The following is a 19243-nucleotide window of genomic DNA, read 5'->3' on the forward strand; positions in this document are numbered from 1 at the left end:
GGTTCAGTCCTCCGTCATGGGGTCGGGGTAGAAGACGCCGTCGGTGTCCTGCTTCGGGTGGAAGCCGCCGTCGGCACCGGCAGCGCCGGGGTAGTAGACACCGTCGGTGTCGCGAAGGATCGGCACGCGGAACGCATCGGAGGATCCGGTGCCGGCGTAGTAGACGCCGTCGGTGTCCTGCAGGAGCGACAGCTCATCGACCCGGCCGATCTGTCCGACCCGGAACGGGGTCGACTGATCCGACGGGTCGCCGAAGATGCCCGACTCGAGCCGGAGCCGGAGCGTCGCGAGCATCCGCGCGGGCATCGTGGCGGGGATGGTTCCGCGCGTCGTCCAGGTGTCGCCGTCCGGTGACGTGGAGAACGTGAGCGTGCTGCCTGCGTGCGCCATCCGCCACCACCGGTGCACGGCCGGGTCGAACGCGGGGATCTGGAACTGCGTCTGCACGCCGTTCTGCAGCGCCCGGACGTACAGCCCGCCGGCCGAGTAGAAGAACAGCAGAAAGTTGTCGCCGTCGTAGCGGAGGAACCACAGCGCCTCCTGGCTGTACCCGCCGACCCCCTCGGGGAACGCGACCACCTCGATTTGGGCGTAGGACCCGCGGAGGTCGAGGACCGAGCCGCTGGTCGCTGACGCATAGGTCTGCACGGACGGGAGGACGAGCTCGCCGCCGGTGATCGCAGCGCCTCCGCGCAGCGCCCACCCGTACGTGTCGTCGAAGGTGTCCGTCACCGCCGCCGCCCGGCGCTGCGTGAAGGTGACGTCGGGCGTGAAGTCGAACGAGTGGAGGTAGACGTCGATCGGGCGGCCGTTCGCCGGCGCGTCCCCGTTCACCAGCCACAGGTTCATCCGCACGTTCTCGGTGCCCGGGACCTGCACGCCCTCGGTGACGGTGTGCTCGCCGAGGACGACGCCGTTCGCGTCGAGGGTGCGGAAGTAGACCTGGCCGGGCTGCCAGATGAACTCGCCCGTGTACGGCGACGCCGGCGACATGGTGTGCTCGCCCATCCTCGGCTCGATTGGCCCGGTTCGCGGCTCGAGGATCCCCACCGTCGGGTGCACCGAGTACCACTGGCGCGACGGCTCCCCGACCCAGTTCCACTTCGTCGTCTCGATGTCGATCTCGCGGAAGTGCGGAGCCGCCGCGGGGTCGTCGTCGTAGACGAAGAGGCCGAGCACCGGCTTCCAGTCCATCCCGAGCACGTCCATGTCGTAGACCCACCGGTACCGGCCGTAGCCGAGACTGCCCGCCGTGTCCTGTACTTCCGCGCTCGTCCACACACCGTCGACCTGAGCGATGGAGAGTCGCATCCGCCCGTCGCTCTCGACCGCCACGTTCCGGGACGTGCCGCCGAAGTCGTTCGGCCCGGGCGACAGGGCGGTGCCGGTTCGCACCAGCCACGTCCTGCCTCCCCAGCGGATCGTCTGCGAGAGCTGCGGCCAGAGCTGGCGCAGGACGCCGCCGACTTTCGTTCGCAGGACGCGGCCGGTTCGCGGGCGGATCAGGTTCATGCGGGTCCAATCCAGAGATCGCCGTCCGCCATGTTGGCGGGCTCGACTGTACCGAGCCAGATGACGCACACCGCGCCCGCCGGGCGAGCCGTGGAGGCGACCGACCCGTGGGTGACGACCTGCGCGACGGCCGTCATCCGCGCGTCCAGTGCCGCGGCGACGTCGGTCTTCAGCTCGTCGAGGTCCGCGTTCGTGGCGCGCTCCTCGATCGCACGGTCCCGAGCTTGCAGGGCCTCCGGGAGACCGGTGACCTTCGAGCCGTCCAGCGAGACGATCTTCGAGCTCGTGATCGACCCGTCGGGGATGAGCCGGGCGAGCTCGCCGCGGGTGGGCCGCAGGTACAGGTCCGGGTCGACCCCGGTCTGCGGCTGCAGCACCCCCTCGTAGAACACCTTCGCGAGCCGCAGCTGACCGGTGGTGTTCGCGTGCACTCCGTCCGGGACCCGCAGGCCCGGCTCGAGGTGAGAGAACAGCTGGTCGAACAGCGCCGCGCGGATGGTGCGGATGCGCGGGTTGCCGAGCGCGTTGACGATGCTCTCGAGGGTCGGCCGGTAGAACTCGTCGACCAGCCGGTTGTCGGCCCGGTACGGCGCCTCTGGGCGCAGGAGCGCCCAGCCCGCGTCGGACTGGTAGACGACCGGCGCGAACCGGATCAGCGGCGAGACGCCCCACGGGTGGACCGAGTTCACGATAAGCGGGCCGCCCGACGTGTTCTCGATCTCGATCGTGTGCTGCGAACCGACGGCCCAGTTCGGGTCCCGGTAGGTGATCGGGACGGGGCTGTGCGTCGCGTGGAGCGCGGTGCCGTCGCCGCCGAAGCCGTGCCGGATGGTGGTGTCCGTCTTCACCGGGACGCCGTCGACGCGCGCGATGTAGTTCGCGCCCGTCGAGTCGACCGGGGCCATGAGGATCGCCGTCACGCCGCGGCCTGCCCGGACCGTGAACGTCAGCGCGATCTTCGACCCGGCGACCGTGGTCTGCTGAGCCTTCCCCGCGTCGGAGAAGGGGCCGGTCACCGTCGTCCAGGTGCCCGTCTTCACCCACCCCGTGTGCAGGTTCTCGAGGGACTGGTAGATCCCCGCGAGCGCCTCGATGCCGTCGGAGTAGAGGAAGCGGCCGTTCACGAAGAACGGTGCGCCGCCGTCGTCGGGGTTGCGGCCGCCGGAGCCGAAGCCGGCGTCGTTGCTGCCGACGTTGAGCACGACGTCATCCTCAGGCCTGGCCGCGCCCGGGTTGGACGCGTCCTGATACTGAGTGGACGCCGGATTGAGGAGGCGGAGTGCGACGTCGCCGGTAGTGGAGCCGCCGACGTGGTCGATCCGGTAGCTGCCCTCGGAGCCGAGCATCTTCGCGACGAGGTAGCCGTAGACGCTCGTCGGGCCGGTGCCGTGGGCGCCGTCCGCGACATTCAGCGAGTCGCCGTTGAAGATGATCCGCTTGCCGACGTGCGGAGTCGGATCGTTCAGCGGCGTCGCCTGGTAGCCGTACGCCGAAAGTGGCTCGGGCAGCTGCGCGATCGCCGCGTCGACCCGCTCGGCGGTCGCCTCGACCGCGAGGACCATCTGGGCAGAGACGGCCTCGAGCCGGTCGGTCTTGGCCTCGAGGCCCTGCGCCCACAGAGGCAGCGACGTACCCGTGGGGGCGTCGTCGAGCCAGATGCGGTCGAGGTAGTCGACGGTCGAGCCCTCCGCATCCCGCGGGAACCGGAACCGGCGGTTGCGGATCAGGGCCTTGCCGTCGGGACCGAGGAAGCGCTCGATCCACTCGATGTAGTCGTCCGGGTTCGGGGACCTGTAGCCCCGCCACGGCTCGGCGGTGGCGGGGTCGAAGAACCTACCGTCGATCGCGCTGATCAGCTGCTGCGTCGCGGTCAGCTGTCGGCCGTCCGTGGTGCGGACGTCGCTGCTGTACCGGACGTAGACGTCGCCGTTCACAGGCCCGGCGGCGCCATCGACAGTGCGAGGACCGGTCTCGAACCAGTTCGGGACGATGTCGGCCGGGGAGAACGGGCTACGGAACGAGACCGTCGCGGACGAGGACTCGCCGCCCGGGCCGATCGCGACGAGCGCGTACTGGTAGGCGGTGTTCTCGGTGAGCGTCTCGATGACCTTCGCGAAGTCGACGATGGACGCGCTCGAGCGGACGACTGTCGATCCTCGGCGCAGCTCGTAACGGTCGACGTCGCCAGGGACGTCCGCCGGCGCTCCGCTCAGGACGACCGAGGTCGCCTTCAGATCCGAGAACGTCAGCCGCGGGCTGTTCGGCCGCGGCACGACCGGCGGCTTCTCGATGCGGAGGAGGCGCTCGATCGACTTGACCGTCCCAAACGGGGTCGTGGTCTGGGCGCCCCAACGGACGAACCCGTCGCGGTCCGCCGCGGGGAAGTCCTCGAGGGGGACCGTAACTGTCCATGCCTGCCCGTATGGGGCGCCGTCCGCGATCTTCCTGCCGTTGATCAGCAGTGCGCTCGAGAGCGTGTACTGCCGGGGCTCGCTGGTCCACAGGAACGTCACCGCCGACGACGCGACCGCGTCCCTGGCCGGGACGAGGATCGAGACCGTCACGGTCGGGTCGGGCTCAGGGGTCGGCTCCACCGGGTCGGTCGGGTCGCCCGGGTCGACGGGGTCCGTCGGGTCGACGGGATCGGTGGGATCGGTGGGATCGGTCGGGTCCGTCGGCGTCGGGATGTACGACGTCGGCGTGAACATCTCGATCGCCTCGCGCAGTCCCCGCGCGATCGATTCGTGGCCGGCGTCGCTCGGGTGCAGGCCGTCACCGAGTCGCTTGCTGCGGTCGTTCGGCGGGAAGTACCGGTCGATCAGCTCGCCGGGCACACTGCCGAAGGTCCCGTCGCGGCCGAACTCGTCGAACGCCTCGACCTCCAGCTCGCGGAACTTGACGATGATGTCGTTCGTCGGGCGGGGCTCCGGGTACAGCAGGAGACCGGTGAACGTGGTCTGCGCCGGCGGGAGCATGAGCGTAAACGGCATGTCCTGGACGCGGTCGTGCCAGATCCATAGCGAGTCGACGATCAGCGGGTCGCCCGCGGAGCCGTTGTGCTTGATGACGACGGTGTGCTCGCCGGGCGCCAGGTCGCGGAAGTGGATCGGGACGACCGAGTTCTTCGGCTTGTCCGACCCGGCGACGCCCTGCCGCTTCGTCGAGCGGCTGATCGGCGTAGACCCGTCGATCGACCACGTGAACTCCGAGCCAGCGAAGTTCGTCGCCACCTCGAGGTCGGTGTAGCCGAGCATGAACAGGGTCGCGCCGACGCCGGTGAACTTGATCGTTTGCGTCGACCCGGGAGTCGTCGACTTGCGGGTCTTCCCGGAGTACTGGTTCTCGGACTGGACCCACGAGCCGGTCTCGAGGCTGCCGGGGAGCACCTTGGCCTTCGAGCGGTACTGTCCGAGCAGCGCAGTCGTGTTGTGCTTGAACCCGCGCTTACCTGCCTCAGTGGACCAGCAGTAGGCGGCATCGTTTCCGCCCGCCGCCTGCGTGATCAGGCCCCACTTGTTGAACTCGTAGTAGCCGTCCTTCAGGTTCCCGAGGACGACGTCGAGGCGGTGCCGTCCACCGTTGTGCTGGTTGACGGAGGTCACGCCGAGCTCGCGTCCGAAGCGGCGGTGGAAGAGATCCGCGGCCACGTAGTCGGGCTTGTTGATCGCCGACTCTGCGACGACGATGCCCTCCGACGATCCGCTCGCGAGATACGGCTTTCGGAGGACGAGCTCCTTCCACCGCTCGATGGGGTACAGCTGACCCTGTTCCGGTTCTTCGGGGACGGCGGTAGTTCCGAGGGTGCGGAAGGCGACGGGCGCAGCTGCCTGGCCGGGCTCGTCCGCGGTCTCGTAGGTCTCGACGATCACCGTGTAGGAGGAGTCGGGCTCGAGGTCGCGCACGAGAATCCGGGACTCCTCCGAGCCTACCTGTCGCCCGCCGACGTTCAGCCGGTACGCGGTCGGGGTGGGCCCTGACCAGGTGATGATGGCGTCGGTCTCGCCGACCTCGGAGACAGTGACGGCGTCAGGAGTGGGCAGGGGCGGTTCCGGCGGGACGGGCTGACCGTCGCCGCTGCCGAAGGGCGTGGTCCCGAAGGGCGCTGTTCCGAAGCCGGCCATGTGTTACCTCCAGGAGGTCGTCGGGATGGTGGCGGTCGTGACGGACGCGGCCGACGCCTTCTTGGTGAGGGGGATGGCGGTGGTGCCGGTGAGGTTGCGGATCTCGCCGGTCCCCTTCACAGTGAGCGCTCCGCCGGTGACGTTCACCCACGCGGCGGGCATGCCGGTGACGCCGGCCTTCTGGACCACGTCGACGTTCCCCGCGAGCGCGAGGGTGAGCACTCCCGAGGAGGAGCCGGCGACGTTGATCAGTCCGCAGTCGTTGGTGGGGGCGAGGGAGAAGTCGGCGAACGTGTCGCCGATCACGCCGATGGTCGCCTTCACGCGGGTCGAGGGGGTTGGGCCGTAGTAGGAGCCCTGCTCGATGTCGATCATCGCGAGGCTGTTCTCCTGGAAGATCGGGTCGATGATCCACGTGGTCACCCCGGTCAGGCGCATGCCCACGGTCGGGTATCGGGCGTCCTTCTTGGCGCGGGCGAGGCATCCGACGTAGACGGCGGAGTGGTCGAGCGACTCGGCGGCGAGACCCTGCCGGAACCCGATCTCCTCGTAGTCGAGGGCCTGGCAGTTGATGTACGTCGTCCGCGAGTGGATCGGGGTGAGCGGCCACGTGCCGCCGTTCGGGTTCGGGTTGCCCTGCGGCACCGTGAACCCCGCGGTCGGATCGGTGAACCCGGCACACGCGCCGATCGAGATGCAGTCCACGTACCAGGTGTTGCTCGAGCGGGTCTGGAACCCGGCGAAGTCGGAGTCCTTCTCGCCGCCGGAGATGACGCCGTTGACCTTGCAGCCGATGAAGAAGACGCTGTCCGCTCCGTGGTGGGTGTCGAAGCCGGGCGCGTACGTGTCCTCGGTCTTGCAGTCGACGACGTAGACGAAGCGCTGGATGCCGTGTCGGAGGGTGTCACCGACCGCGGTGAGGTAGCCGGTGTTGCCGGTCGGGTTCGTGGTGACGCCGTGTCGGACGTTCGAGAAGACGCAGTCTTCGATGATGAAGTTGTGCGCGGTGCCTTCGAGCTCGACGCCGTACCCGTAGCCGCCCTCGGTGGAGTCGGACGCGTTGGGGAGTCGGAGAACCTGAGCACCGGACACCTTGCCGCCGTGCGGGGACGCGAGGCGATAGGCGTTGCGGTAGCCGGACTTGAACACGTCGTGCTCGTAGCGGCCGTGCACCGCGCCGCGAATGTCGACGGCTGCGGCGCGGGTGATGCCGGACGCGTCGGGGTCAGTGGTGGTGTCGAAGATCATCCCGTCGGTGCGGCTGATGAGGTTCGAGAAGTAGTCCCCGGCGGGGAACTTCGTGGACGGCGCGTAGCCGCCCTGGGAGCCGCCGAGCTTGCGGAGGGAGCGGGCGACGGTGACCTTGGACCAGTCGTAGAGGGTGGTGCCCTTCGTGACGACCTGCCCGTCGGCCGCGATCTTCCCGACGACGGTGCCCTTGCGGGTGACGTTCTCGCCGACCTGGAACGTGCCGATGACGCGGCGGGCGACGACGCGCTTGTTCGACGACCCGTTGTAGTCCTCGCCGTACGCCTCGATCTTCATCTTCGCGCCGGACGTCGCACCGGTGAGGGTGTCGTCTTCGACGAGGGTGGTCGTGCCCGAGATGAGGAACGTGACGCCGAGGATGGTCAGCGCTTCCGCCATGACCGCCTTGCCGGTCTCGCGGGGGGTGTCGCCGTTGCTGAGCAGATCGTGGAGGGTGCTGCCGGGGAGGCTCCACGAGTAGAACCCGTCCGTCGCCGTGCTGGTCCCGGACCGGACCGCGCCGGACGCGACGACCTGCCAGGCCATGTCCGCGCAGAACTTCTGCAGATCGGCGGCCGGCACGTCGAAGAAGTTCGCCGTGTGCTTGTTCTTCACGCCGACGGTCTTCACCGAGAAGTCGAGAACCTCGACGTTCGGGCTGGGCGCGATGAGCTGCCGGACGAGGGTGTTGCCCTCGCCGACGAACCCGCCGACCCCGCCACCGATGAGGTGCATGTTCTTGTCGTTGAAGTTCGACGCCGAAGTGGTCGCGCCGATCTTGTACAGGTTCGGGACGACGATCGCCTTCTTCTGCGCGTGTGCGGCGTTGGCGAGGGCGGTGATGTCGTTGATGACCGGCGCGTCCGGGTCCCACGGGGTGAGTCCCCACTTCGGGTCCGCGGCGTTCAGGTAGCCGACGGTCTGCTCAGCGACTCCGCCGGCCTGCAGCTCCTTGACGGCGACGGCGATCGCGTCGACGAAGGGGCGCCAGTCGGTGCTGTTCGCTGCGGGGGTGGCCGGGATGGTGGTGGGCACGGGTTCTCCTATCGGGGTGGCCCGCGGTGGCTGCCGGGCTGGTGGAACGCGAAAGCCCCCGCCTGTTTGGGCGAGGGCTGAAGGGGTAGTGGAGGGGCGGTGCTACACGGCGCGATGGCGGCCGGCAGCCTGCACAGCGGACGTGGCGCCGGTCGGCTTCCAAAGCCCGTAGTGGAGGCCCACGGCGATCAGGAACGTGGCGAGGCCCGAGAAGACGCCGGTCGCGATGTCGTAGCTCACACCGGCGTTCAGGGCCGCGAGGAGTTCCCCGCCGAGACCGGACGCGAACGCGAGTACAGCGAGGAGGATCGCCTTCACGGCGGCCGAGGTGGCGCGGGTGGTGACGAGGCCCACGAAGAGGGGCAGGACGACGGACACCAGCAGGCTGAGCAGCTGGATCCAGGTGGGGGCGAACGTGATCACGAGGTCTCCTTGGTTCGTCGGGGCTTGATGGGGATGGACTGGTCCGAGCCGGGCGCGGTCTTGAGCAGGTGCGGCCGGAACTTCCGCAGCCAGAGGACGACGACGAGGCCCGTGATGGTGAACGCGACGCACGTGTATACGGCGAGGCGGACGGCGGGGCGCCACCAGTAGACGTCCGGCGGGTACTGCCACCACTCGACGCCGTTGCGGGGATCGATGAAGAGGCTGATGAACACGAGCCCGATGACGCCGATCAGGGACAGCGCGAACAGGAGAACGAACTTCCCGGCGGTCGTCGCGAGCGGGTCGAAGAACACTGGGTAGGCGATGCCGAAGATCACGAGCATGACCGCGATGTAGGCGATGAGGATGTTGGACAGGATCCAGAACGTCGAGTTCGCCGCAGTGAGCACGGCGATCACGGTGTCGGTCATGGGTGGCGGCCCTTCGGCTTGAGCGTGTACTCGAAGTCGTCGCCGAATCCGTTGGACTCCTTGCGACTGATGAGCCAGGCGGTGATGAGGTTGACGCGCTCCTGCTGAGACTCGACGCGCTGCACGGACTCGGCCGCCCGCGCCGTCAGTTCGGCCGGATCGACGCGTCGGATGCGGCGCTTGAACCACTTCATGAGGGCACCTCCCCACGCTTGGGGACGGTCTCCTCGAAGAAGTGCTTCGTGATCTCGTTGGCGGTGAGCAGCTGCCCGTTCTGCTTGAGCAGCTCGCTGTTCGCGACGCGCAGCTCGAGCGCTGACTCCTCGAGTCGGCGGTAGCGTGCACCGGGCACGAGGGACTCGCGGGTGTACCCGATGATCAGGTACAGGCCGAGCCCGATGAAGAGGGACCAGCCGCCGAAGGCCGCCCAGTCGCGGGTGAGTAGGGCGGTGATCGGATCGGCGGCTTCAGTGGCGAGCATTGGTCCTCCTCTCAGAGGGAGGATCGGCTACTTCTGGGGCGCGTCGGTGGGGACGGGGATGCCGAGGTGGCGCATGATCGCGTCGACCTTGTTCTCGGTGTTCGTCGCCCTCTTCTCGACGCGCTCCGCGGTCTCGCGCGCCGCCTTCGAGTCGGCGTGCGCCGCCTGCAGGTCCTTCTTGTCCTGGTCGGTGTAGAGCACCATGTCGTCTTCCTCCTGTGTCGTGTCGTTCTGCTGGTAGGCGCGCGCCTTGGCGACGAGCGCGTCGAGGTCCATCGACGGGCCGGGGCACATCGTCGGGTAGGACGCACCCCACCGGGTGTAGAGCTCCCGGTGCCCGACGACGTGGTCGCGGTCGATGGGGAAGCCGTACCGCGTCGCGACGTCCGCGATGAGCCGTGCGAGGTGCTCGATCGTGCGCGGGTCGAAGCGCCAGTCGGGGGCGCGGGTCGAGTTGATGACCTCGGCGGTGATCGCTCGGCGATCGCACGCGGCGCCCTTCCCGCCGTCGGACGACGACCCGGACGTGAAGGCGCGCATCTCCTCGCGCACGACCCCGGTTGGGCCGGTCTCGTCGACGACGTAGTTCGACGAGACCTCCTTCGTCGGGATGGTCATCATGTCGACGACGCTCTGCGCGCGGGTGTTGTCGGCGTGGTGGACGATGAAGAGGTTCACCTTCGCGCCCTGCCGGGACGAGGACTGCGGCGACTCCTTCACGGAGGCGCGCGCGAGCTTCGAGTACGTCATGGCAGCTCCTAGCTGTGCGATCGGCCGAGGTACGAGAACGTGAGCGCGGAGCCGGCGGTGTAGATCGCCGCCGAGGTGGCGACCATGGTCACCCAGACCTTGACCTCGAGGTTCCCGCCCGGGTGGCTGACCACGGCGCCGTCGAACTGGTGGCGGACGCGCCGGTTGTCGACGTCCTCGCGGTAGTCGCCGACGACCGACTTGCCGTTGAAGGAGCTGGCGACGAGCATCTCGGAGAAGGCCGCGGCCTGGATCGTGTAGTCGCCGTGGATCGTGTAGTCGCCCTGCGGTGCGTTGAGCCACGTTGCGGAGAGGACCTCGAAGCGGATGTTCCGCTCAATGGGGCGGTCGGCTCGCGTGTCCATCTGCGAACGGGGCACCCACTTCACGCGCGGGCGAAGGTCCGGCTGCTCCCAGTACGTGCCCGACCAGTAGAAGAGCTCGACGGTCAGGTCGCCCGCGGTCGGATTGTCGGGGATCGCGACCCAGCACAGGCCCGGGAAGCGCTTGTCGAGCGGGAACGCGTCGCGCTGCGCAATCGACCCTGCGACGGTGCCGGCTCGCTTCGAGACGTCGCGGATCATCTCGTTGAAGGTGCCCGGCATGTTCGGCGGCAGGAACGCGCCCATCTGCAGGGCGTGGGAGTCCGGATCGCGGGTGGGCAGGATCCCGTTTTCGGCCATGTCAGCTCTCCTCGCTGGTGGTCGGCGCGCGTCGGCGGCCGATGATGAATCCGGCGAACACGACGACGGAGTCGCCGGCGGCCGGGTCGGTGATGTGGTCGAGGACCTCGATGCCGGCGAGCAGCCGGTTGTCCTGCGTGCGGACGGTCGCGGTGAGGACGGACCGGCCGCTGACTCCGCTCCGTCCGACGGCTTCGATCGTGCCGATCGGTTCCCGGGGAGTCGCGAGGCCGTCGACGAGGACGGTGCTGCCGTCTCGGGTGATGCGGACGATGTCGCCGTTCGTGGGCATGTAGGAGCCGACGATCCGCAGCGACACCTCCGCGCCGGTCTCGAGGCGCACGCGGGCGCGGTCGCCGTCTGCGCCGAGGAACGTGCCGGTGGTGGTGTCAGGCAAGGTAGGCGCTCACCTTCATCGTCGGCGACGTCATGTCGAGGTCGACCTCCTTGATGCGGATGCGGGCAGAGATGGTCTCTGACCACAGCTGCCCGACATCGCCGGGCTCGAGCCGAGGGTCGACAGGCATCTCGATGGAGACGCCGACTGCGCGCGGGGTGGTGTCGGCGGCGAAGCGTTCCGCGAGGTGCCGGTCGACCTGGAGCTGCTCGGTGAACGCGTCGACCTTGTAGGTCTTCGTGCGCCGCCCCCACGCGCCCTCGACCCGCGGTCCGTACCGGAGGGGCCCGGACTGGATCCGCTTCTCGGCGGTCAGGGTGACCTGGTCGGGCCCTTCTGCGACGACGACGATCCGGTTCGGGACGTCGTTCGAGTCCCACTCGTCGACCTGCACCGAGCCGATCGCGACTCCGGGCGCGCCGGCGAAGGCGCCGTCGTGCAGCGTGAACGTGGGCGCGGGCCACTCGTTGGGGCGGATGCCGACTGACCCGTCCCAGCGCATGAAGGGCACGCCGCCGACGAGGTTCACGAGATCGAACGCCGCCTCGAGCCGGTTCTCCGGGTACTCGACGAGCGCGGACACTGTCGCGTTGCGGTCGATCTGCACGGGCAGGCCGAGCAGGTCGGCGAGCTCGCTTCGCATCGAGCGGCCCACGGTGGACTGCAGGACGTCGGCGATCGGTTCGCGCTGGGTCCCGGCGAACGCGTCGTCGAGTCGGAGCGTGATGGTCTCGGCGGTGGTGCGGCGGGCGCCGCCGATCGTCGCGAGGCCGCGATCATCAGCGCGGGGCTGGGTGATCTCGAACTTCCCGAGGACCGTCGCGGAGTGGAAGCCTCCGGCGCGGACGTGGCAAGTGACCTCGAGCCAGTTCCCGTACGGCGAGAGCGGATCGCTGATGTGCTTCGGTTCGTGGCTTCTGCCGGAGACGTCGGCGAACGCGAGCGTCGCGGATCCGCTACCGCACACCTGCCGGGTCGCGTCGAAGTTCAGCCGGCCAGTCACGATGGGGACCACGGGGATCGACTCGTGGTCCCACTCGCGGAGCGCTCGTGCCGTGTAGGTGACGGTGTGCGTTCCGGAGAGGACACGGTCGAGGCCTGCTGCTGCGGGCCTCACCGGGACGCCCAGCCAACGACCTGCGGCGCCTGCATGGCGTCCGCCCAGGAGGCGAACGTGGCGTTGAAGCCGCTCCAGCCGCCGTTGTCCCGCACCCATGCTTCGAGGTCCGCCCAGGACGCGCGACGGGGGAGCGGCCGGCGCGCCCACCCGAGTGCGACGAGGGAGCGGTTCGCGGCGGACCAGGTGGGGAAGGTTCGGGTGAACCCCTCCCAGCCGTAGTTGTCGCGGAACCATGCGGTCCAGTCCTCGTGGGTGACGATCGCCTCGACGAGCGCGGGGGACGGGGGCTGCACCTCGGTCGCGCGCAGCGCCCACTCGGCGCGGGGGTTCCCGTTGCCGTCGCCTCCCGGCCACCACTGCGGCTCGGGCTGCTCGACGCGGCCGAAGAAGGTGCGCGGGATGAGGGGCGGGACGTTGCCCGCGACGCGGAAGCAGAGGACGCCGGAGCCGAGGTCGTCGTCGTAACCGCCGAGGAGCGCCTCGAGGGCTTCGGCTTCCGCGTCCTGGTAGGTGACGACGTCGAGCGCGAGTCGCGCCCAGCCTCCGCGGACGGTGTTGACGGAGACGGGGACGGACCGGTTCGCGATGGAGACCAGACCTCCGCCCATGGCTCGGGTTCCGCCGGTGATCGCGTTCCTTCCGAGGGCGAGGGTGAGTGCGTTCGCGGGCCGCGTCGGGTCGTGGATGGTGACGGTGCTCGGCTTCGTCGGCATCCTGATGGTGCTCGACTGGGCCGTCGCGAGGACCGCGCCTGCGGCGTCGACGGCGGTCGCGGTGTAGGTCACGGGGAGGCCGAAGGGCATCTCGAAGTCGCGGACGAAGAGGTCGTCGTTGCGGTCGAGCTCGACGAAGCCGCGGGTGAGGAAGTCCCGCCGCTCCTGCCTCCGCGTCACGGTGACGGTCGAAGTCCCCTCGGGCGGGGATTCGACCGTCACCTCGGCGTGAGGAGTGAGCACTCCGAGGGGGCGCGCTGCGGCAGTGACGATCATGGTCAGCTCCACTTCCCTCGTTCGCGGTCCTGCTGGATTCGGTCGGTCGCCTCGCGCACGACGCCGCGCACCGATCCGAGGAACGCGCCAGTGTCGAGGTAGAGGTTCCCGAGCAGCTCGCGCGGGCTGTTGTCGGTCGTCGCGGGCGCGGCGACGAGGACGCCACCGTCGGCCATCGGCTGGACGCCCATCCGCCGCATGGTTTCCACGAGGATCGCCATGGATCGCGCGGACCCGTCGAGGGGGATGTACGACTCGGGGACGTCCGATCGGTCGCCGACTACGCGCCACGTGGATGCGGGGACGACCTGGGCGACGGACTGCATCGGGGTCAGCCCCCGCATGCCGCCCTGGGCGTAGAACTCGATGATCCCGCCGGCCGCTTGGTAAGCGGCGGCCACGGCGCCGCGGTCGGCGCCGGTGGTCTGCACGACCTGGTTGATGACGACGTCGCGCCGGCCGGGGATGTTGTTGAGGTCGCGGACGAACTGCGCGATCTTCGCGGACGCGCCGGCCGTGTCGGCGGTCACGACGACGGATCCGTCGGGCAGGGTGACGATCGCGTTCCCGAGGAGCTCGACCTTCCCTCGCTCGCCGTTCGCGTTGGAGTCGAAGTAGGTGCTCTTCTGGCCGGGCGTCTGGTTGATCGTCCCGATCAGGTTCCGCGCCTGCTCCTCGGTGAGGCCCATCTGCACGAGCTGTCCGACCAGGGCGTTCGTCGCGGTGTCGTAGCGTCCGGCGAGCTGCTCCTGCGACTCCCCTGCTGCGCCGGCCGCGGCGACCTCTTCGGACATCGCGGCGATCGAGTTGCGGACCTGCTGCTCGAGGATCGCACCCGACTCGGAGGTGGAGAGGTTCGCGAGGTCGACGCCGTCGAGGGCGAGCTTGGAGCCGTCGGCGGAGTAGCCGACGCCGTCGATCGCCGTCGCGAGGCGGAGGCTGGCGTCGTTGAGGTAGCCCATGGCGACCGCTCCATCGCCGAACTCGTTGAGCTTGACGCGCGCTTCGGAGAGGGCGCCGCCCATGTTCTCGCGGAGGTTGTCGGCGGCGGTGTTCGCCTTCTCGTCGAAGCCCTCCATGTCGTCGATGAGCGTGTTCAGGCCGGTGAGGTCCTGGTCTCCGGGCAGCCACTCGAGGAAATCGCGGAGCCCGATCACGGTGTCTCGGAGCGGACCGGCAACGAACTCGCCGAGCGCTTCCCCGCCGGAGGCGGCTGACTCGACCATGGAGTCGCCGAAGTCGAGGGCTCCGTTGGCGAGGTCGAGCATGAACTGCAAGACCGGGCCGCGGTTCTCGGACACGAAGGTCGCGAGCTCGCCGAGCGGCTCGGAGAAGGCGGCCGCGAGGGCGCCCTTCATGCCGTCCGCGGCGACCTCGATGTTGCGCTGCGCCTGGTCGAGCTTCGACGCGTCGTTGTCGGCGAGGGTGCTGAACATCTTCTGCGCTGCGCCCTGCACGCCGTTGAGCTGCTCGACGGCGGTCGAGAGGTCGAGATTGAAGAGGGCGTCGCCGAGGTCCTCGGCCTGGGTGCCGAACAGGGCGACGGCCGCGGCGTTCCGGGCGACGGGGTCTTCGATGGCGCGGAGTCCGTCGAGGACCTGGTCGAGCCCCTCGCGGGCGTCGGCACCGCCGCGGGCGATCTTCGCGGTCATCTCCTCCGCGTTCATGCCGAGGGCCTGGAAGCCCTCGGCGCTGGCCTTCGACCCGTCGGTCGCGCGGATCTGGAACTCCTTGAGGGCGTCGGCGGCGAGATCGCTGTTGCGGGCGCCGCCGACGAGCCCCTGGTTCACGAGTCCGAGGGCTTCCTCGCCGGAGAGGCCGAGGCGCTGGAAGAGGGCCGGGTACTCGGTGAGGGTGTCGAGGAGGTCCTCGTTCCGGTTCAGTCCTTCGCGGGCGCCGGTGGCGAGCAGGTCGAAGGCCTCGTCTGCGGACTTCGCGAGGCCGGTGCGGAGGAGCTGGGTGACGGCGACGGCGACCGGCTGGACGTCTTCGCCGAGGACGTCGGCGATGCCGGAGAGCCCCTCGACGACGCGCTTCGCGTCGCGCGTGGTGGTGTCCGGGTCGATGAGGTCGAACTGCAGGCCGAGGCGGGTGATGTCCATGTTCTGCTCGATGGACTCGCCGAAGCCGTTCGCGTAGGCCTCTGACGCGGTCCGCCCAAGTCGGACGGCGTCCTGCTCGCTGATGCCGGTGAGTGCCTCGAGGCGGTCGAAGCTGCGCTCCTGCTGAAGGCCGTCCTGGATGGCGTCGAACAGGGCCTTCCCGGCGGCCTGGCCGATGCCGACGACGGCGCCGACGATGGGGATGCTCGCGAGCGCGCCGAGGATCCCGGCGGCGAGGTTGGCGCCTGCATCGTCGCCGCCGCGCTCGCCGGCTTCGGCCGCGTAGTCCGCGACGGACGAGAGCTTCTGCTTCGCGCCGCCTTCGTTCACGTCGACCTGCATCGTGGCGCGGGCGCCCTCGAGGCGGGCGAGCGCCTTGCGGGCGGAGTCAAGCGCGGCCTCCGCCTTGTAGGTGTCGGCGCGGACCTCGGTCGTAGCGGGCTGAGCGCGCAGCTGCTCGAGCTGCGCTTCGAGGCGGCCGACGCGGTCCTGCGCCTGGTCGACGTTCGCGTTCACGCGGACGGCGACGTCCTGGGAGACGAGGCGCTTCGCGGCGCTCTCGACCTTCCCGAGCCCGTCGACGGCGTCCTGAATGTCGGCCTCGACGTCGATCTGGGAGCGGGCGCTGGTGAGTCCGGCGAGGTTGCGGCTGAGGCGCTGGAGCTGCGCCTCGGCCTTCTTCACGTCGGCGTCGACGTCGAGGCCGCCGGCGCCGAGCGCCTTCAGCTCTTCGAGTCGCTGCTCGACCCGGGCGATATTCTTCTCGCCCTGGTCGATCTTCAGGTCGATCGAGGCGACGGTCTTCTGGGAGACGAGCTTCTTCGCGGCCTTCTCAACCCGCTCCATCCCGGCGATGGCGTCCTTCTCGTCGGCGTCGATCTTCTTCGTGATCGGCTTCGACTCGATGCGCTGCGCGGTCGTCTTGACGAACTGCTCGGCGGCGTCGATGTCGGTGGTGTTCGCGGAGAAGACGACTTCGAGGTCGACGACGGGGTTCGCCATGGGTCACCTCCGGGTGAGTACTTCCCGCAGGCGGGTGGGGGAGTCGATGAGGGTGAACAGGAGCGCGCGGATCCCCGGCCATGGGCGGGCGAGGACGGCGGGGTCGTGCAGGTCGACGCCGTTGATGACGAGCTCGGCGACGACGGCGCGCCAGTTCTCGACGAGCGCGGTCGCGGTGACGTCGACGGTCGACGCGGGTGTCGCGCCGACCGTCGCGCTGTCGGCAGTGGGCGCGGCGCTGAGGGGTGGGGTGCGGTAGTCGGCGAAGACGGGGACGCCGTCCTCTTCGCCGATGGGGTCGCCGATGCCGTACTGCGCCCACTGCTCCGGGGTGAGCGCGCCTACGCTTTTGGGCTGTCGGTGCCCGCCTCCTCGGCGTCAGCGTCGCCGTCCTCGAAGAAGAGGCGGGCCATGGCGTCGGCGTACTGGCGGCCGTGGGTCCAGTAGTAGACCGAGTAGTAGGCGGCTCGGTCGATGGTGGTCGGGTGCAGGCCGGCGGCGACCATCTGCTGATGCACGTCACCGAGGGCGGGGTGCTCGTGCTGGCCGATGGTGTCGAGGACGGACTGCACCTCGTCGGGCACGGATTGCTTCCTGAGGCGGGCTTCGCCGAGGACGGCGAGGGCGAAGAGCTTCCCCATCTGCTCGGTGCTGGGCGGCGCCACCTCGTAGGTGACGCCGCCGTACAGCAGCCGCAGCGGCGGGATGGCCCAGGCCTCGAAGTCGACCGCCGGCACCTACGCTCCGCGGGTGTAGACGAGCGGCGCGGACACTCCGCCCGGGGTGGTGACGACGACGGGCACGGCGCCCGCGTCGCCGGCGGGCATCTGCAGCGCGATGGTGGCGCCGCTGATGGGGAGGAACTCGACGGGGTCGCCGTCGACGGTGACGGACGTCGCGCCGAGGAGGCCGCTGCCGTTGAGGGTCACGAGGTCGTTGTCTCCGGCGAGCTCGGGGACGATGTTGCCGAGGATGGGAGCGGTGACGCCCCAGCCGGGGAACGGGTTCGGGATGCGCTCGTACTCGCCCTTCCCGGTGAGGGTGTAGGCGAACGTCTCGTTGGCGCCCTCGGGGCCGGTGTTGGAGCGGCTGCGGGAGACGGTGAAGAGGCCGCGGCCGGCGTCGTTCGGGTTCGGCTTGCCGGTCTCGGGCTTGTGGTACCAGCGGACGTCGACGACTGCGGCGTCGCCGGTGGAGCCGGTGCCGATCCGCGCCTCGAGCGCCTCGATCTCGGGGAGGTAGAGCCCGGTGGTGAGCGACCGGTTCACGAGGAGGCTGAACGCGAGCGAGATCGACCAGCCGGTGACCTCGTCGTTCGGCGCGCCGAGGTCGTCGTAGGTCTGCGCGGACGCGGTCTGCGGCGCGGGTGTGCGGTCGAGTCCGAACAGGCGGCGGATGGGCTGCCAGATCGGGTTCGCGTAGGTGCCGAGGTTGACGTCGGCGCCGTGCTCGAAGGACTTGCCGAGGGTGACGCCGGCGGGAAGGGGGACGCGGTTGCTCATTCTGAGGCCTCCGGGTTGTCGAGGGTGATGGTGTAGTTCTCCGAGCGCTGCTCGCGCCCGTTGTCGTCGGCGCCGAGAGGCCCCATCGAGGTGCGGCTGATGCCGTTGATGCCGCCCCCGCGGGGGCGACCGTGAAGGACGAGGAACGCGAAGTGCGCGAGGTGGTCGGCCCCGTCGGGGCGGCCTTCCTCTCCGCGGATGGTGAGCTGGACGCGGCGGGTCGGCGCGCCGGAGTCGTCGACGGAGTCCGAGGATCCGTAGACGCGGACACCGATGGCACGGTCGGGGGTGGTGTCGATCGGGCCGTAGAAGATCCCGACCTCGGCCGCGGTGTAGGCGGGGCCGTGCTCGCGCCAGGCCCACCCGGGAAGGCGGCCGAGGATGGCGCAGACGAGCTTCGTCAAGGTCGCGTCATCCACCGAGCTGTGCCCTCACTGCGGCGGCGACGATCTGGCCGACGTCGACCTCGAGCGCGGCGTTCTCGAGGAACTTCGCCTGCCCGCCCTTCGGGTGCTGGAAGTCGAGGCGCTCGTGGACGAGGAACGAGTAGGGCGCCGTGAAGCGGACGGTGGCGGTGAGGTCGTCGGCGACCACTCGGCCCGAGCGCTTGAGGCGGCCGGTGCGGACTGGGACCCTCTCGCGTGCTCGGGCGAGCGTCTCGCGCGCCGCCTTCTCGATGCCGTCCTGGGCGGCCTTCTCGACGTCGGTCAGGATCGGCCGGAGCATCTTGGGCATGGCGTCTCCTCGCTACTTCAGGGACAGGACGAGGTGGGAACTGAGCGGCGGCGGGTTCTCCTGGCGGCTGACCGCGAGGACCACCGCTTCTCGCTCGCTCTCGGTGCCAGGCCAGACCGTGACCTTCGCGCCGGCGCGGACCGCCGAGTCGAGTGGAACGGTCACGGTGGATGAGGACACCGACTGCGCTCCGTCGGCGGTGCGGACCAGCTGCTGCTCGTCCTTCACCTCGGCGCGGAGCTCGCGACGCGGGCCGAGCGTCGAGCCCATGCCGCCGCTCGCGGAGACGTCGCGGACGACGACCGTGTGCGGGAACCAGAAGCTGCTGCCCCAGCCCATCAGTAGTCGCCTTCCGGCCACACCTTCGCGACGTGGCCGCCCTTCGGGAACGAGCCGATCGGACCGACCGCTGCCGCGCTGCCGGAGCAGAGGTAGCGGAGCGCAGCCCGGTCGTCCGATGAGAACGCGGACGCGACGTCGAACGACATCGACGTCCCGTTCCTGTTCATCGACCGCACCCGACTCATCTCAGGGTCGGGAACCGACTTCGCGATGCTCTTCAGCAGCGCGATTGCGTCCTTCCCCTGCTCCGTCTCGCCGTCCAGAGTGCCGAGACAGGGGGCGATGGTCCGCGCGTACGCGAGCACCCGCCGGCCGAGGTCCTCGTCCGAGCTGACGTTCGAGTGCGTGATCACGCCCATCGCCCCTC

At 69.6% G+C, this 19243-nt stretch carries 19 protein-coding genes; all 19 read right to left on the minus strand.

Features of this window, described 5'->3' with window-relative positions; genetic code table 11:
• Window positions 1-3 precede the first annotated feature (3 nt).
• Entirely contained in the window at window positions 4-1512 is a 1509-nt protein-coding gene (locus tag C5B92_RS06985; protein ID WP_104350205.1) for a hypothetical protein, read from the minus strand.
• Entirely contained in the window at window positions 1509-5633 is a 4125-nt protein-coding gene (locus C5B92_RS06990) for a hypothetical protein (RefSeq protein WP_104350206.1), read from the minus strand. The genes C5B92_RS06985 and C5B92_RS06990 overlap by 4 nt, the downstream gene beginning before the upstream one ends.
• Window positions 5634-5636: 3 nt before the next feature.
• Window positions 5637-7916: a hypothetical protein gene (locus C5B92_RS06995; protein ID WP_104350207.1), complete on the minus strand. Its 2280-nt coding sequence runs from the start codon at window positions 7914-7916 to the stop codon at window positions 5637-5639.
• A 102-nt stretch (window positions 7917-8018) separates the two neighbouring features.
• A complete protein-coding gene (locus C5B92_RS07000; RefSeq protein ID WP_104350208.1) occupies window positions 8019-8339 on the minus strand; it encodes a hypothetical protein in 321 nt (106 codons plus the stop codon).
• On the minus strand, window positions 8336-8773 hold the full coding sequence (locus C5B92_RS07005) for a hypothetical protein (RefSeq protein WP_104350209.1): 438 nt from the start codon (window positions 8771-8773) through the stop codon (window positions 8336-8338). Before C5B92_RS07005 ends, C5B92_RS07000 begins: the two co-directional genes overlap by 4 nt.
• Window positions 8770-8967: a hypothetical protein gene (locus C5B92_RS07010; protein WP_104350210.1), complete on the minus strand. Its 198-nt coding sequence runs from the start codon at window positions 8965-8967 to the stop codon at window positions 8770-8772. The genes C5B92_RS07005 and C5B92_RS07010 overlap by 4 nt, the downstream gene beginning before the upstream one ends.
• Window positions 8964-9254, minus strand: coding sequence for a hypothetical protein (locus C5B92_RS07015; RefSeq protein ID WP_104350211.1), 291 nt, complete (start codon window positions 9252-9254; stop codon window positions 8964-8966). The genes C5B92_RS07010 and C5B92_RS07015 overlap by 4 nt, the downstream gene beginning before the upstream one ends.
• Window positions 9255-9281: 27 nt before the next feature.
• Window positions 9282-10004: an N-acetylmuramoyl-L-alanine amidase gene (locus C5B92_RS07020; RefSeq protein WP_104350212.1), complete on the minus strand. Its 723-nt coding sequence runs from the start codon at window positions 10002-10004 to the stop codon at window positions 9282-9284.
• 8 nt (window positions 10005-10012) lie between these two features.
• Window positions 10013-10687, minus strand: coding sequence for a hypothetical protein (locus tag C5B92_RS07025; RefSeq protein WP_104350213.1), 675 nt, complete (start codon window positions 10685-10687; stop codon window positions 10013-10015).
• 1 nt (window position 10688) lies between these two features.
• Window positions 10689-11084, minus strand: a complete 396-nt coding sequence (locus C5B92_RS07030; RefSeq protein ID WP_104350214.1) for a hypothetical protein — start codon at window positions 11082-11084, stop codon at window positions 10689-10691.
• On the minus strand, window positions 11077-12201 hold the full coding sequence (locus tag C5B92_RS07035) for a hypothetical protein (RefSeq protein ID WP_146079276.1): 1125 nt from the start codon (window positions 12199-12201) through the stop codon (window positions 11077-11079). Before C5B92_RS07035 ends, C5B92_RS07030 begins: the two co-directional genes overlap by 8 nt.
• Entirely contained in the window at window positions 12198-13193 is a 996-nt protein-coding gene (locus C5B92_RS07040; RefSeq protein ID WP_146079277.1) for a hypothetical protein, read from the minus strand. The genes C5B92_RS07035 and C5B92_RS07040 overlap by 4 nt, the downstream gene beginning before the upstream one ends.
• 2 nt (window positions 13194-13195) lie before the next feature.
• Window positions 13196-16297, minus strand: a complete 3102-nt coding sequence (locus tag C5B92_RS07045) for a phage tail tape measure protein (RefSeq protein WP_258061295.1) — start codon at window positions 16295-16297, stop codon at window positions 13196-13198.
• 341 nt (window positions 16298-16638) lie between these two features.
• The gene (locus tag C5B92_RS07055; RefSeq protein ID WP_104350218.1) at window positions 16639-17034 is read right to left on the minus strand and encodes a hypothetical protein; all 396 of its coding nucleotides are present in this window, start codon (window positions 17032-17034) and stop codon (window positions 16639-16641) included.
• A complete protein-coding gene (locus C5B92_RS07060; RefSeq protein WP_104350219.1) occupies window positions 17035-17799 on the minus strand; it encodes an IPT/TIG domain-containing protein in 765 nt (254 codons plus the stop codon).
• The gene (locus C5B92_RS07065) at window positions 17796-18203 is read right to left on the minus strand and encodes a minor capsid protein (protein WP_258061296.1); all 408 of its coding nucleotides are present in this window, start codon (window positions 18201-18203) and stop codon (window positions 17796-17798) included. Before C5B92_RS07065 ends, C5B92_RS07060 begins: the two co-directional genes overlap by 4 nt.
• A gap of 7 nt (window positions 18204-18210) precedes the next feature.
• Complete coding sequence (locus tag C5B92_RS07070; protein ID WP_104350221.1) at window positions 18211-18534, minus strand: HK97 gp10 family phage protein; 324 nt, start codon at window positions 18532-18534, stop codon at window positions 18211-18213.
• A gap of 12 nt (window positions 18535-18546) precedes the next feature.
• Window positions 18547-18873 (minus strand): hypothetical protein, encoded by a 327-nt coding sequence (locus C5B92_RS07075; RefSeq protein WP_104350222.1) that lies wholly within the window; start codon window positions 18871-18873, stop codon window positions 18547-18549.
• Window positions 18873-19235, minus strand: coding sequence for a hypothetical protein (locus C5B92_RS07080; protein WP_104350223.1), 363 nt, complete (start codon window positions 19233-19235; stop codon window positions 18873-18875). The genes C5B92_RS07075 and C5B92_RS07080 overlap by 1 nt, the downstream gene beginning before the upstream one ends.
• Window positions 19236-19243: the final 8 nt, after the last annotated feature.

Source organism: Rathayibacter sp. AY1A4 (assembly GCF_002930955.1).
GTDB lineage: Bacteria > Actinomycetota > Actinomycetes > Actinomycetales > Microbacteriaceae > Rathayibacter.

Bases quoted from the DNA above. Each gene is read 5' to 3' on its own strand.
- C5B92_RS06985 (WP_104350205.1), bottom strand. From the start codon at position 1,512: ATGAACCTGATCCGCCCGCGAACCGGCCGCGTCCTGCGAACGAAAGTC.
- C5B92_RS06990 (WP_104350206.1), bottom strand. From the start codon at position 5,633: ATGGCCGGCTTCGGAACAGCGCCCTTCGGGACCACGCCCTTCGGCAGC.
- C5B92_RS07005 (WP_104350209.1), bottom strand. From the start codon at position 8,773: ATGACCGACACCGTGATCGCCGTGCTCACTGCGGCGAACTCGACGTTC.
- C5B92_RS07010 (WP_104350210.1), bottom strand. From the start codon at position 8,967: ATGAAGTGGTTCAAGCGCCGCATCCGACGCGTCGATCCGGCCGAACTG.
- C5B92_RS07015 (WP_104350211.1), bottom strand. From the start codon at position 9,254: ATGCTCGCCACTGAAGCCGCCGATCCGATCACCGCCCTACTCACCCGC.
- C5B92_RS07020 (WP_104350212.1), bottom strand. From the start codon at position 10,004: ATGACGTACTCGAAGCTCGCGCGCGCCTCCGTGAAGGAGTCGCCGCAG.
- C5B92_RS07025 (WP_104350213.1), bottom strand. From the start codon at position 10,687: ATGGCCGAAAACGGGATCCTGCCCACCCGCGATCCGGACTCCCACGCC.
- C5B92_RS07040 (WP_146079277.1), bottom strand. From the start codon at position 13,193: ATGATCGTCACTGCCGCAGCGCGCCCCCTCGGAGTGCTCACTCCTCAC.
- C5B92_RS07045 (WP_258061295.1), bottom strand. From the start codon at position 16,297: ATGGCGAACCCCGTCGTCGACCTCGAAGTCGTCTTCTCCGCGAACACC.
- C5B92_RS07060 (WP_104350219.1), bottom strand. From the start codon at position 17,799: ATGAGCAACCGCGTCCCCCTTCCCGCCGGCGTCACCCTCGGCAAGTCC.
- C5B92_RS07070 (WP_104350221.1), bottom strand. From the start codon at position 18,534: ATGCCCAAGATGCTCCGGCCGATCCTGACCGACGTCGAGAAGGCCGCC.
- C5B92_RS07075 (WP_104350222.1), bottom strand. From the start codon at position 18,873: ATGGGCTGGGGCAGCAGCTTCTGGTTCCCGCACACGGTCGTCGTCCGC.
- C5B92_RS07080 (WP_104350223.1), bottom strand. From the start codon at position 19,235: ATGGGCGTGATCACGCACTCGAACGTCAGCTCGGACGAGGACCTCGGC.